This is a genomic window from Chroococcidiopsis sp. [FACHB-1243], from assembly GCF_014696895.1.
Lineage (GTDB): Bacteria > Cyanobacteriota > Cyanobacteriia > Cyanobacteriales > Chroococcidiopsidaceae > Chroococcidiopsis.
The window spans coordinates 85,780-99,260 of record NZ_JACJQX010000005.1 but is presented as its reverse complement, the minus strand read 5'-3'; the positions used below and the strand labels follow the sequence as shown (position 1 = coordinate 99,260).

13 protein-coding genes and 1 pseudogene are annotated in these 13,481 nt (G+C 46.2%); 7 read left to right on the top strand and 7 right to left on the bottom strand.

Annotation, left to right across the window (positions count from 1 at the left end):
- Positions 1-43 precede the first annotated feature (43 nt).
- Positions 44-2,734, top strand: coding sequence for an alpha-glucan family phosphorylase (glgP, locus tag H6G17_RS05365; RefSeq protein WP_192154872.1), 2,691 nt, complete (start codon positions 44-46; stop codon positions 2,732-2,734).
- Here glgP and H6G17_RS05360 read toward each other — a convergent pair.
- Positions 2,636-3,508, bottom strand: a complete 873-nt coding sequence (locus tag H6G17_RS05360) for a DUF429 domain-containing protein (protein WP_192154870.1) — start codon at positions 3,506-3,508, stop codon at positions 2,636-2,638. The two genes, glgP and H6G17_RS05360, sit on opposite strands and share 99 nt — an antisense overlap.
- A 70-nt stretch (positions 3,509-3,578) precedes the next feature.
- Between H6G17_RS05360 and gloB the strand changes: the two genes are divergently transcribed.
- Positions 3,579-4,352, top strand: a complete 774-nt coding sequence (gene gloB, locus H6G17_RS05355; protein WP_192154868.1) for a hydroxyacylglutathione hydrolase — start codon at positions 3,579-3,581, stop codon at positions 4,350-4,352.
- Here gloB and H6G17_RS05350 read toward each other — a convergent pair.
- Both H6G17_RS05350 and H6G17_RS05345 read right to left on the bottom strand, forming a co-directional pair.
- On the bottom strand, positions 4,291-5,034 hold the full coding sequence (locus H6G17_RS05350) for a glycoside hydrolase family protein (RefSeq protein ID WP_242038250.1): 744 nt from the start codon (positions 5,032-5,034) through the stop codon (positions 4,291-4,293). The two genes, gloB and H6G17_RS05350, sit on opposite strands and share 62 nt — an antisense overlap.
- Positions 5,034-5,696, bottom strand: a complete 663-nt coding sequence (locus H6G17_RS05345) for an NAD(P)H-binding protein (protein ID WP_192154866.1) — start codon at positions 5,694-5,696, stop codon at positions 5,034-5,036. Before H6G17_RS05345 ends, H6G17_RS05350 begins: the two co-directional genes overlap by 1 nt.
- Before the next feature lie 184 nt (positions 5,697-5,880).
- Here H6G17_RS05345 and H6G17_RS05340 point away from each other — a divergent pair, with 184 nt between their 5' ends.
- Complete coding sequence (locus H6G17_RS05340) at positions 5,881-6,543, top strand: DUF1997 domain-containing protein (protein ID WP_192154864.1); 663 nt, start codon at positions 5,881-5,883, stop codon at positions 6,541-6,543.
- Between the two features lie 36 nt (positions 6,544-6,579).
- On the opposite strand, the gene H6G17_RS05335 is transcribed toward H6G17_RS05340, so the two are convergent.
- Positions 6,580-7,050: a DUF4079 domain-containing protein gene (locus tag H6G17_RS05335; RefSeq protein ID WP_192154862.1), complete on the bottom strand. Its 471-nt coding sequence runs from the start codon at positions 7,048-7,050 to the stop codon at positions 6,580-6,582.
- A gap of 191 nt (positions 7,051-7,241) precedes the next feature.
- Between H6G17_RS05335 and H6G17_RS05330 the strand changes: the two genes are divergently transcribed.
- Positions 7,242-8,723, top strand: a complete 1,482-nt coding sequence (locus H6G17_RS05330) for an ankyrin repeat domain-containing protein (protein ID WP_192154860.1) — start codon at positions 7,242-7,244, stop codon at positions 8,721-8,723.
- Between the two features lie 68 nt (positions 8,724-8,791).
- Here H6G17_RS05330 and H6G17_RS05325 read toward each other — a convergent pair whose 3' ends face one another.
- A complete protein-coding gene (locus H6G17_RS05325) occupies positions 8,792-9,175 on the bottom strand; it encodes a pentapeptide repeat-containing protein (protein ID WP_192154858.1) in 384 nt (127 codons plus the stop codon).
- Between the two features lie 232 nt (positions 9,176-9,407).
- Here H6G17_RS05325 and H6G17_RS05320 point away from each other — a divergent pair.
- Together H6G17_RS05320 and H6G17_RS05315 are read left to right on the top strand one after the other, a co-directional pair.
- Positions 9,408-9,764 (top strand): annotated as a pseudogene (locus H6G17_RS05320) (VOC family protein); the annotation flags it as partial.
- A 97-nt stretch (positions 9,765-9,861) separates the two neighbouring features.
- Positions 9,862-11,160 carry a recombinase family protein gene (locus H6G17_RS05315; protein ID WP_192154855.1) on the top strand — a complete coding sequence of 433 codons (1,299 nt, stop codon included), beginning with the start codon at positions 9,862-9,864 and terminating at the stop codon, positions 11,158-11,160.
- Between the two features lie 20 nt (positions 11,161-11,180).
- Here the strand turns inward: H6G17_RS05315 and H6G17_RS05310 are convergent, their stop codons facing one another.
- Entirely contained in the window at positions 11,181-11,789 is a 609-nt protein-coding gene (locus H6G17_RS05310; protein WP_192154853.1) for a hypothetical protein, read from the bottom strand.
- Between the two features lie 465 nt (positions 11,790-12,254).
- On the opposite strand from H6G17_RS05310, the gene H6G17_RS05305 reads away from it, so the two are divergent.
- The gene (locus tag H6G17_RS05305) at positions 12,255-12,671 is read left to right on the top strand and encodes a DUF1499 domain-containing protein (RefSeq protein WP_192154851.1); all 417 of its coding nucleotides are present in this window, start codon (positions 12,255-12,257) and stop codon (positions 12,669-12,671) included.
- 254 nt (positions 12,672-12,925) lie between these two features.
- Here H6G17_RS05305 and H6G17_RS05300 read toward each other — a convergent pair whose 3' ends face one another.
- On the bottom strand, positions 12,926-13,318 hold the full coding sequence (locus tag H6G17_RS05300; protein WP_192154849.1) for a hypothetical protein: 393 nt from the start codon (positions 13,316-13,318) through the stop codon (positions 12,926-12,928).
- Positions 13,319-13,481: the final 163 nt, after the last annotated feature.

Genomic DNA, 13,481 nt, shown 5'->3' with positions numbered 1-13,481 from the left:
TGATAACTGATAACTGAAGCAAGAAAGAATTACACCCTGCTATATGCAACCAATTCGCACGTTTAATGTCTCTCCTCGCCTATCGCCGCGCCTCGAACCTCTCCGGCGGCTGGCTTACAACTTACATTGGGATTGGAACGTTGAAAGCAAAGATTTATTTCGGCGCTTAGACCCCGATTTGTGGGAATCGAGCCACCATAACCCTGTATTAATGTTGGGTAACATTAGTCAAGCGCGGTTGCAAGAAGTGGAGGAGGATGAAGGCTTCTTGGCGCAAATGGATAGAGCTGCCCGTCAGCTAGATGACTACTTGCAAGAACGCACCTGGTATGATAAACAACGCGGACAGAAAACGGGAGACGGTAGCCTGGCATCGCAGCACACACTACACGAATCTACGCGCTATGCCAAAGAGTGTTACGCTTATTTTTCGGCAGAATTTGGTTTAGTAGATTGTTTGCCCATCTACTCCGGTGGCTTAGGGGTACTAGCAGGAGATCATCTCAAATCTGCGAGTGACTTGGGTTTACCGTTGGTGGGTGTGGGCTTACTCTATCAGCAAGGCTATTTTGCCCAATATCTCAACGCTGATGGTTGGCAACAAGAACGCTATCCCATCAATGACTTTTATAATATGCCACTGCACTTAGAGCGCAATCCTGACGGCTCTGAGATCCGCGTTGCAGTGGACTACCCCGGAAGAACCGTCTATGCAAGAGTCTGGCGCGTCCAGGTGGGGATGGTTCCGCTGTACATGCTCGATACCAATATCGAACCGAATGGCGCATACGACCATAACATTACCGACCAACTCTACGGTGGCGACCTCGATATGCGCATCCACCAAGAAATTATGTTGGGAATCGGTGGCGTGCGGATGCTGAAGGCGTTGGGATATAACGTCACGGCATACCACATGAACGAAGGACACTCGGCATTCTTGGCGCTAGAACGCATCCGCGTGTTGATGCAGGGTGAAGGTTTGAGTTTTACTGAAGCTAGGCAAGTCGTAGCAGCAAGTAACCTATTTACCACCCATACCCCGGTTCCCGCAGGGATCGATTTGTTCCCCGCAGACAAAATGTTGTATTACCTGGGACATTATGCCGATGCATTCGGGTTGGGACGCGATGAGTTTTTGGGCTTGGGACGCGAAAATACTGGGGATCTGAGCGCGCCTTTTAGTATGGCAGTGTTAGCGCTAAAAATGGCGACTTTTGCCAACGGGGTAGCCCAGTTACACGGTGTCGTGTCACGCGAGATGTTTCAAGGATTGTGGCACGGTGTTCCAGAAGAAGAAGTGCCAATTACAGCCATCACTAACGGGGTTCACGCCCGTAGTTGCGTTGCTAAGTCAACCCAGGAATTATACGATCGCTATTTGGGTCCAAATTGGTCTTCAGCCCCCAGCGAGAATCAGTTATGGGAACGGATGGATGCAATTCCCGATGAAGAGTTGTGGCGCAACCACGAACGCTGTCGTTTAGACATGATCGTGTACGTCCGGGAGCATTTAGTCAAGCATTTGCGCGATCGCGGTGCTTCTCCTGCTGAAATTGCCGAAGCTCAAGAAGTTCTAGACCCCTATGCTTTAACCATCGGCTTTGCACGGCGCTTTGCTACCTACAAGCGGGCAACTTTATGGATGCGTGACTTTAAGCGGATCGAGAAAATTCTTACCAATAAAGACCGCAAAGTACAATTTGTCTTTGCAGGTAAGGCACACCCTAAAGATATTCCAGGCAAAGAACTGATTCGCGAGATCAACCGCTTTATTCGCGAACACGGGTTAGAGAAGCAAGTTGTCTTCGTCCCGAATTATGATATGCATATTTCGCGGTTGTTAGTTGCTGGCTGCGACGTTTGGCTCAACAATCCCCGCCGTCCCCGCGAGGCTTCCGGTACGAGTGGGATGAAAGCGGCGATGAATGGACTACTCAACTTGAGTGTTTTAGATGGATGGTGGGATGAAGCCGATTACGTCCGCACTGGTTGGGCAATCGGACATGGAGAAATTTACGACGATCCCAATTTCCAAGATGAAGTCGAAGCAAATGCCTTGTACGATTTAATCGAGCAGGAAGTTGCCAGACTATTCTACGATCGCGATACTGACAATCTGCCCCGCCACTGGATTGCCAAAATGAAGGATGCAATTCGGATTAACTGTCCGTTTTTCAATACTTCCCGGATGGTAGGCGAATATGCCTTACGGGGTTATTTCCCAGCTAGCGATCGCTACTCTACCTTAACTGCCGATAAATTTATCCCAGCAAAAGAATTGGCTCGTTGGAAAGCCGATTTAACCGAACACTGGAACTACATTAAAGTTGTCGAGATCGATATTGCCGAACCAGCAGAAATTCAAGTGAATCAAAATATTGCTGTCAAAGCCAGAATCGATCTTGCCACATTGTCCCCTGATAGCGTGCAGGTAGAACTGTATAAAGGTAACGTTGATGCTAGTGGGGAAATTGTCAACGGCGTATCAATTACGATGCAGTTTCAAGGTACAGATCCACAGGGAATGAGTATCTATACGGTTGAAATTAACTACACCACTTCTGGCTTACAAGGATTGTCATTACGGGTATTACCAAAACACAAATATCTGTCCAATCCTTACGAGACGCGACTAATTCTCTGGGCGGAGGACTCCAGCGCCGTCAAGGTTAGCAGCTTGGACGGGCAAGGGAGCAGGGACAACAATGTACCCGCTGGTGCGATCGCCTAATACCCAGTTCCGCTCTAAACCCCAGTACCACCAATGCGCTGCTACATAAGCACAGATTAGACTATCTAACTGGTCTTCCACGGCTTTGAGGCTAGCAAGAGTCAGTGATGCGTGGCGATCGCTATTTAAAACCGATTGTATTCTCTTGTGACTCGTTATGGAGGGAATTTTGCCCCCCTTTTTAAGGGGGGTTGGGGGGATCTCCGAAGATTGGCAACTCTCCTGGCTCAAAACCAGAGCAGGTTCTAGAGTTGACAAAACATCAACAATATGCTGGCGGAGTTTGAGCAATTCTAAGTAACGTTCCGCCAGCTTTCCTTTTTTATATTTAAGAATCCGATCTAGCTGAAACAAATGCACGATCGCAGGATGCGGAAACACCTCAATTTGGTAGCGTCCTGGCATTTGAGGAGTAATTTCTGGCGCGTGGTTAAATCCCCTAGCTTCTAAAGCTAGACCAAAATCTACTGTCCTTTGAGCAAAAGGTAGGCTGAGATTAGCTGGATAGCAACCAGCATGATATTTACCAAAATATTTGTGAGTGAGTTTGTCAGGTAAACGCATCCCTGTGGCGTTGGGGATTAGAGTCGGCGCGTCTACAGCAACAATGGCTGGTTCCTCTAGTTGTACCCAAGTATCGATCCAAGCGAGGATATCGGCAATAGATTCTCTACGATCTAAATCCAATAGTTGTAACTGCCCGTTTGTTAGTTCTAAACAACACAAACCGCTTGCACCAGAACTCCAACCCAAATCTATTCCTAGAAATTTCATCCGTTAAAGCGATCGCCTTACCAAGACTCACTCGTTAAATTGTAAATGGCACTATACACGGTCAGACTAAATGCAGGTTATTCGTCTCAACGCACTTTCTGACAATTACATTTTCTTACTTTACGAACCACAGCATAATATAGCTGCTGTTGTCGATCCCGCTGAGGCTGAACCAGTTTTAAAACAACTGCAACAACTCGGTGCAGAATTAGTAGCAATTTTTAACACCCATCACCACCACGATCATGTGGGTGGAAATCAAAAGCTGATGCAAAAATTTCCGCAACTGACAGTTTACGGTGGAGTCGAAGATAAAGGCAGAATACCAGGACAAAAGGTGTTTTTACAAGAAGGCGATCGCGTTTCATTTGAGAATCGCACTGGCGAGGTTTTCTTCGTCCCCGGACACACCCGCGCCCATATTGCTTACTACTTCCCTCCTACCACCGCAAACGAACCTGGAGAATTATTCTGTGGTGACACCTTATTTGCTGGAGGCTGCGGGCGATTGTTTGAAGGTACGCCGACCCAAATGGTAGACTCTTTGAGCAAATTACGAAATTTACCCGATAATACGCGGGTTTGGTGCGCTCACGAATATACGCTGAAAAATCTGCAATTTGCCTTAACTGTAGATGGAAATAATGCAGAACTGCGATCGCGCTTTGCCCAGGTACAAGAGGCTCGCGATCGCGATCGAGCAACTGTGCCATCATTACTGGGAATAGAAAAGCAAACTAACCCATTTTTACGTTGGCAGCAACCCGAACTTCAAGCAGCAGTCAAAAGTCAAGATCCCGTGCAAACATTTGCCCGTCTGCGGGGGATGAAAGATCGGTTTTAGCTTGTAATTCCTGTTGCAAGACTTTTTGGTAGATTCGTGGCAAAGAACTAGTCATCGCGTTATCTTCAATTCCGTAACCGAGACTCGTCCAAGTACCAGAAAGCAGCCTTAACACTCGGTCTAGCTTGCCTTGACGCAACAATTTAGCTATGTCTGTTCCCCACTCTTGCGAGTCGTTGAGCCAAGCATAGACCACCTTATCCTGATATCTTGCCTCAAAACTATAAGACTGCCAAAACAGAAAGCCAGAAGGCTGAGGGTGGTATCGAGGCGCAAGAGCATACCAAGTTGTATTTATCATTTGATATCGCCCCGCTGCGGTAGAGCAATTTCCCTTGTTAGGACCGTTGACAATTGTGATACAGCGTTCTGGATGACGGCTCAAATCGCTAACGCGCTGACCGCCATAGATCAGAGAATAGGGTCGAGAACCATTTGCTTCGCTAGCGGAGATCGTCCGCATTAAAGCCCGAATGTAAGGATCTCCCCCCTGCATCACCAGAGGAGGAAAATTACTCTCAAAAGTAGGATCGGGAGGCGATTGCTCTTGAGGTAAATGCCGCAGAAAGGAAAGTAAGACAAATGCAGCAATACCAGCGGCAACTAAGCGCCTTCTGCCGATCCTTTTAGCAGCCCGTGGCGATCTTCCCTGCTCCCTGCTCCCGACTCTCTGCTCCCTCATTAGGCAACGCCTGCAAACAAATCTGCCAAATTCTTCTCTGGGGCTTCTGGTTTGGCGATCGCCTCGACAATTTTATTCCGCGCTGCTGGTTGAAATAAAGCTTCCACACAGATTTCGGCTACCTTGGTACGCGGAATGCTACCGCTTAAAGACAGCGTATCGGGGGAATATAACTCGATCTTATCTGCGTTATCTTCATTCTTTAACCCCCCAGGACGAACGATGGTGTAAGTCAAACCGCTTTTTTGAATGTACTCTTCCGCTTGCTTCTTCCAAACCAAAATTAACCAAAACAAGTTGAGTGGATGGAAAAATTGCGACGCACCAACCGAAGAGACCAAAACAAAATGCTCGATGCCTTTGGCTTTAGAGACATCGACTAGATTTTTCGTGCCTTCGTAGTCTACTTTATAAGGTGCTGTGGGGTCGAAGCCCGGTTTTGCTCCTGTCGCACACAAAACAACTGTACTATCTGCGATCGCAGTTTCTAAGGTACTTGGCTGTAGCACGTCACCCTGCACCAATTCGGCAGCATTAGGTAGAATTGCTCTAGCCGACTCCAAGTTTCGCACCAGCGCCCGCACGGGAATATTTCGTGCCACGAGTTGCTGGACGATCCTACGACCTGTCTCACCTGTTGCGCCTGCTACAAATGCTTTCATAGTGATTATGTTAAATAAACGACAGTTATTTGTCCTGCTATCTCTAAATTTTAAATTTGATAAACATTTGATGAACTCTGCCAGATTGACGTTTTGTTTTAGTAAAGATCGAGTTGGGAACAGCAACCTCTAACTTATCGTGGGCATCCTGAATATAGAGACCAGATTAGACACAAGGGCTTTTATGCTGTCAAGCAATCGCGAATACCAATATATGGAGGCTTCAAAAACGGTTTGGGATGCAGCAGCCGTGCCAGAGGTAGAAATACCAGCCGAGAAATTAACTCGCTTTCACGGTCAGTTTACCGACTGCATGGAAATGTATGCTGACGTGCATACTGTTGCCGAATATCTTAACGCCCATCAGGGTTGGTTTTGTCGCTGCGCTCAGCCGATGACAGTAGAGCCGCTTGGCGCTAACGGTTACGCCTTGACAGTCGGTCGCTTTGGTGCTTTCAATTACGAAGTAGAACCTAAAGTCGGTTTGGAACTTCTACCTCCAGAGTCAGGCGCTTATCGAATTAGAACGATCGCCATTCCAAATTACGTTGCTCCTGGCTACGATGTAGATTTCAAGGCAGTGATGAATTTAGTGGATGCTAGTACTAACAGTCATTACAACGGTGTCGTTACTGGAGTCGAGTGGGAACTCGATCTATCGGTTTATTTGCATTTTCCCAAGTTCATTCAGCGCTTGCCGCAATCTGTCATTCAAGCTACAGGCGATCGCCTCTTGAATCAAATCGTGCGTCAAGTCTCCCGCCGTCTAACTCACAAAGTACAGGAAGATTTTCACACGTCCTTCAATTTAACTTTTCCCAAAAAATCGAAGCGCCGTCATAGTTGATGTTAGAGCGCGATCGCGCTCTAACACCAAATTCGATTACTGTTTAGTAATAATTCTTTGGACGATTTGGACTCCGCTGACGGCTTGCCAACTAAATAAAGCTAAAATCGTAGCATTTAGGACAATATGGGTGTATCTCGCCCAATCTTGTCCTTTTTGCATGAAAGGAGACAAGCTAGCAGAAATAGCAATCATTCCTGTCATACCTAGTCCCGCTAAAAGGTGGGGTCCAACAAATAGCTTGCCGTTATTAATGTAAGTCACAGCCATCGCACCAATCGCACCCAGCACCATCAGCGCCAGAATCAGCGAGCCAACTTGGTAGTGTTTGACGTTATATCTACCTTTGAGTAGCTCTTTCTTTTTCTCGCCTTCAGCAGTTCTTGCCCGTCGCCACTGTATGCCCAAATAGAGCGCATAAATTGACACTCCTAGTAAGATCCACATCAAGACTGGATGGAAAAAATTGAGCCAGAACTTGACTTCTGGGGAGAGTAGAGTATTCATCGTGCGTTCACCTGGCTTTAAGAATCTTTATAAAAATTATAATAGGGAGTCGGTAGGGGCGCACTGCTTTGCGCCCGTACAGAGGAGTCGGGAGTAGAGGAGCGGAGGGAGCAATTCAAGTCACAAGTCGCAAGTCACAATGAATTCCGAATTCTCCTCACTCACCACGCACCACGCTCTATGAGATGATTATGAGCATGGATAGTCATGGTGTCTCCTTAATTCGAGCGGTAAAAAGTGGCGACGTTGGGCAGGTGACAGCGCTACTCGATCGCGGTGCTGACCCTAACGAGTGCGATCGCGAGGGTACGACAGCCTTGATGTTTGCCGCTCAACTTGGGTATAGGGAAATCGTTCGCGTGTTGCTCGATCGCAATGCCAATCCCAATATTCACCGACAACTTTTTGGCATTACGGCTTTGATGTTAGCAGCTGCGTCCCACCGTCTCGACGCGATCGAACTCCTGATTGCGAGAGGAGCTGATGTTAATGCTGGTAATGACGACAACAGCACAGCCTTGATGGTAGCAGCTGCCAAAGGAGATCTCGAAGTCGTACAAATCTTGTTACAAGCAGGTGCAGATGTCAATACTAGAGATAAAGACGAGGATACAGCACTGCTCCTAGCTATCCAGCACGGACACGATCGCGTCGTCCAAGCTTTACTGGTTGCAGGGGCAGATCCAAACCAAACCACAGCAGGCGAAACAGCTTTAACTCTAGCAGCAGCAACAGCTAACACTCAGCTAGTCAAAGTTTTGCTGGCACATGGTGCAGCAGTTAATGGCAAAAATTGGGAAGGTAGAACGGCACTCATGCAAGCTGCGCAAAGAGGTGATGTTGCCGTCACTCAATTGTTGCTAGCTAAAGGTGCTGAGCTGAATTCAAAAGATGATGCTGGCGAAACAGCTCTCACATTGGCAGTAGACGGAGGAAACCTAGAGATTGTCAAAGCCTTGTTGGAAGCCGGTGCTGACGTGAAGGCAAGGACGGAAGATGGTAGTACGGTAGTCGCGATCGCGGCGGCTAGCGGACAAGGGGAGATTGCCTCTGCTTTGCTTCTATACGGCGCTGACATTAATGCTAAGGACAAAGATGGAGAGACCCCCTTACATTTGGCTACCGTTGAAGGCTACGCTGATGTAGTAGAGACTCTACTCGAATGCGGAGCTGATGTCAATGTCAAAAATCAGCTTGGCGATACTCCGCTACTGGTAGCAGCTTTGCAAGGACACAGCCAAATTGCCGAAGCATTGCTGCGACGGGGTGCAGACCCTAATGTCAGAAATTTAGACGAAACTCCCCTCAACCTTGCCGCTAGCCTCGGTCGCACTGAGACAATCAAAATCTTGTTGAACTACGGTGCAGACCCAAATATCCAAACAGCAGACGGTAAAACCCCGCTGATGAAAGCAGCAGACCGCAACCAGATCGGTGTGATGCAACAGCTATTAAAAAAAGGCGCAGATGTGAATCGCCAAGATGCAGCCGGAGCCACAGCCCTAATGTGGGCAGCCCATCGAGGTTACACCGAAGCCGTAGAATTATTATTAAATGCAGGGGCAGATGTTAATTTAAAAAATCGTGGCGGACATACAGCACTGACGATCGCCGAGTTTAACGGTTATAAAAATGTGGTGCGATCGCTCCAAGCCGTTGAGGGTAAGTCGTAAGTCAAAAGTCAAAAGTCAGAAGTTATAACAGATCGCTGATAACTGCCCCCCTGCTCACTGCTCACTGCTCACTGTTTCGCGCCAGCTACATATGCTCCCCAAAGACTAGCACCGTCCATATTGGCATCGGTTAAGTTGGCTTGGGTAAGATTTGCCATTTTCAATTCTGCTCCACTCAGGTTAGCACCTTTGAGATTCGCTCCAGATAAATTAGCGCCATTCAATTTAGCACCGCTTAAGTCAGCTTGAGCGAGATTTGCCATACTCAAAGAGGCTTCTTGCAGGTTTGTTGCGCTTAAATTCGCTCCACTCAAATCGGCTTCGCTCAAAGATGCTTCTTTCAAGTTAGCACCACTTAAATTTACGCCACTCAGAGCAGCATTGATGGCATCGATTCCTTTGAAATTTCTCTCTCCAGCTTGATAGCGCTCGATTAGTTCTGAAACGTTCATCTTCACCATCGATTCTCACAGTAGGATTGGTAGTAAGCATCAAGCTTGTGCGAATAGAATTCGCAGACACGTAATCGGTTCGCCTGCACGGACTCTATAGCCTACAAGAGCAGGCTTTGCCTGTGTAGTCGTGACTTACAGTTGCAAGAGTGCTTACTCGTATAAGTTTTGCAAATATAAAAAGCGAGAAAAGTAAGATTAGATACTGATGTTGGGGAAGGTGGAGCAATTTATGCAAATCGAGCAATGTCTTCATACTGCGATACAAGTCTCCAATTTAGAGCAAGCCGATCGCTTCTACGGGGAAATTTTGGGATTAGCCAAAGTCGAGCGATCGCTCAATTTTTCTGGTACTTGGTATCAAGTCGGCACGTATCAAATTCACCTCATTGTTGCACCCAGCGTACCTTTTACAACTCAAAACCCCGAAAAATTGGGTCGCAATCCTCATATTGCTTTTGCTGTATCCGATCTAGATGCTGCCAAGCAAAGACTTTTGACTCACAACTGTCCTATACAAATGAGTGCTTCTGGTCGTGCTGCTCTTTTTACTCAAGACCCTGACGGCAATATCATCGAATTGAGTCAGTTAACAGTTATTAGGGAGCAGGGAGCAGGGAGTAGGGAGCAGGGGGAAGAGAGCAGAGGAAGCAGAGGAGATTAAACAATTTACAACTTACGACTTAATGACAATCTTTGCTTACTGCTACACCGATCCTCTCCTCGATCCGACACCCGATCTCGGTCGATGGCAGGGTGTGGATCGAGTTTATCAAGACTTAGGGCAGCGATCGCAGTTGCAGCAGTTGTTGAGTGACTCTCAGACAGCACCACCGGACTGTTTATATATCCGTGGTTTGGAGGATCTGGGCGATTCTGTGGCAGAAATTGGCGATCGCTTGGTTCAATTGCAGGCTTTGGGTGTAAAGGTAGCGATCGGTGAATCGTCTTTAGCAACCGATTTAGGGAGTGAATTAACGCTACAGACAGATTTAATTCAACTTCTACACGCTATAGGACAACAGCAGCGCAGCCGTCGCCTGCGTCAGGGACACGCTCGCAATCGTCTCAATGCCTTGCCTCCTCCTGGTAAAGCTCCTTATGGTTATCGGCGTGGCAAAGAAAAATACGCGATCGATCGCACGACTGCCCCAGTTGTGAAAGATTTTTTTGAAAACTTTCTCCTGTTTGGTTCTTTGCGCGGAGCAGTACGACATTTAGCACAAAAATATGGCAAAAAGATTTCCGTGACTACCGGACGACGTTGGCTGACGAATCCTGTTTATCGAGGCGATACGGCTTATCAAAACGGTGAGACGATCGCCAATACTCACGCACCAATTATTTCTCGCGAAGAGGCGGCTCAGATCGATCGCCTGTTGCGGCGTGACCGCCAGCTCCCGCCGAGAACTGCTAGCGCTCCTCGTTCCCTCGTCGGATTAGCGATCTGTAACGAGTGTCAAGCGCCAATGACGGTTGTGAGCGTTACTGCTCGTCGCCAAAAGCGAGAATATCTCTACTTACGCGCCTTGCAGTGTCCTCATCGCCCTAAGTGTACGGCTATTGCCTACGAACAGGTATTAGAACAAACAATCGCTGCCATTTGCCGCGATTTACCTGATGCTGTGGCTCAAATGAATTTTCCGCAATTGGACGCAGCAAAGCAGTCTTTACTCGATGCGATCGCCAATCGGGAAGAAATTTTAGCTCAACTCTCTCAGCTTACTAGTACGGGTGTTTTGGATGAAGAGACTGCTAGTTTACGCGCCTACAAACTCCGGGCAGAAATCTCTCAGTTACAAGCTAAATTTGCGACTTTACCACCAGTTAATTTACGTTCCGTAGCTCAGGCTGTATCCATTCCCCAATTTTGGCGCGATTTATCTGAATCGGAGCGTCGCTTCTACTTTCGCGAATTCATCAACCAAATTCAGATTCTGCGGCAAGATACGACTTGGCAGGTGTGCTTAGTTTTTGTTTTTTAATTTTAGGCTTCGCTTCAACATTAGGTTTCGCTTCTCAGACGCATTGCTAGTTCTGCAAATAAAGCCGATAAGGTAATCCGATTAGCTTTGTCGCTCCGTATTTCCTGAGTTTCTCGCTCGACTGTTGCTAAAATTTCAGCATATTTCTTGCCTATATCCTCGTTCATATTTTTGGATTGGTCTAAAATCTGCTGGCGTAAATCTCTAGCAATTTTATGAGTTTGTTCGTCCAAGTCAAACAGCTTTCTCTCTAGATTTTCAACTTGATTTTTGTGTTCTTGGGTCAGTTCTTTGAAAGCTTCATCTCGACTGACTTGCTGTTTTTTAACGATTTCTGTGAGAGATTCAATCTCTTGTCTGATGTAGGCTTCCAAGCCATCCATGCGCTTTCTTGTATCTTCCCGCAGTTCTGTAAATTCTTTCAGCAGTCGTTCTTCAATGCGATTAAATCTTTTATTATTGTCTCGAACTTGCGTCCCGAAGAGAATCTCCCGAATTTTATCTAAACTTCCACTACTTAAGTTTTCTACCTGAGCATATTGAGAACCATTTGCTCCAGGTGAAATCGGCTCGTTTTTTGGAGATTCTCCATCCATATATTTAATATCGTCCTCTGTCGATGCACTCATTATTAACTCCTTATCTTTTCCTGAAAATGATTTATTTACATTTTCATTCTTGCCAGATCGTTTGCGATCGCAGTCCGAACTTGACTCAACTTTTCTAGTTTAGACGAGATCGTCTCTAAAATTTTTTCCTGAACCTTTGATGCTTTCGTGCTGGTATATATGCTTTAATTTACTAAAATTAATCGTAGCGCGAGTGCTTGAGGTTAATTAAAGTTTTTGGGAAAATTTAAACTTCTTCATACAATAAAATCCCGAAAAACCAAGAAAATTTTAAAAAATTTTACACAGAGCGTCTTTGTCACAAAGAACTGTAACAAGATAGATCTTACTGAGTTTCATCGTTTCCAGTTTTGAGCAGGGTAACAACGTAACTATCGTGAGAAAATATTAATTGCCTGCGATCGCAACTAACATGAGCAATACAATATTAAAATTCATAGTATAGATGTCTCGCCGATAAAGAGCGTGGGTATATTTACAGGAAATAGACCAAATAACTTGGGCGTGCGCGATGGTAAGCTAGCCCCATGTCCGAATACGCCTAACTGCGTCTCTAGTCAAAGTGCAGATGCCAGCCATAAAGTGGAGCCGCTAAACTATACATCTGCTCCCGAGGTGGCGTTGACTCAACTCAAACAAGTTATCTCAAGTTTACCGAAAACAAATATTGTGACGGAAACTGACAGCTATATCTATGCTGAATTCACGAGTGCGATAATGGGTTTTGTCGATGATGTCGAGTTTTATTTAGATCGCGACGCGCAACTATTCCACGTCCGTTCAGCTTCTCGATTGGGTAAATCCGATCTGGGCGTGAATCGCAAAAGAATCGAGACGATTCGAGCGCAGTTTCAAGAACTACAAGTACAAAATTCCGCTTAGTACAAGAAGAAAAGAAATAAAACTGATAACTGGTCACTGGTCGCTGACAAAAAAATACCCTCCTACTGTGGCTTGAGGAGGGTTTGAATCTTTGCATGAGGAAGCAGACTGTTTTGTCTACTCAAAGATAGAATAGAAGGCTAATGTGACATAAATGTGACACAATTTTCAATTCGATCGCCTTCTCTTTCAATTGCTATATATTTTTATGGGCGTACCTCTGTGCGCCCTTACTGATTTGTATATCTCGCGAATTAATCCACGAAGTCTGAGGGCATCTCAGGTTGTGCCTTGTCATTTGAAGAAATTGGACGCTGACCATCCACATTCAACGTCTTATCAACTTTAAAATCATTCGCAGCGATAGGGCGTTGACCGTCAATATTTACCGTTTCTTTAATATCTAGATCGCTGGGATCGACTGGACGGCTACCGTCTACATTCAATGTCTCTTGAGATTGCAGATTACTAGCAGTAATGGGACGCTGACCGTCCACATTCAGGGTATCGCGCACTTCATTGCAATCGGCAGCAATCGGGCGTTGACCGTCAATATTTACCGTCTCTTTGACTTGAATTGCACTGGGATCGATAGGGCGATCGCCATCTACTTTAAGTGATTTTTTAGGTTGCTTTTTGCGGCTCATGTTCTCCTCCTATATCGATCCTCATGGGTAAATTCTTCAGTAAGGGCGTATTTATTCAGATCCTGGTGTAGAAATCAATATTTTTGGTGAACCCGCCCTTACAGACCTAATACTTATATGCTCTCCAGCAGTATTGCGCTCTTCTTTGCGCTTTAGCGTCTAA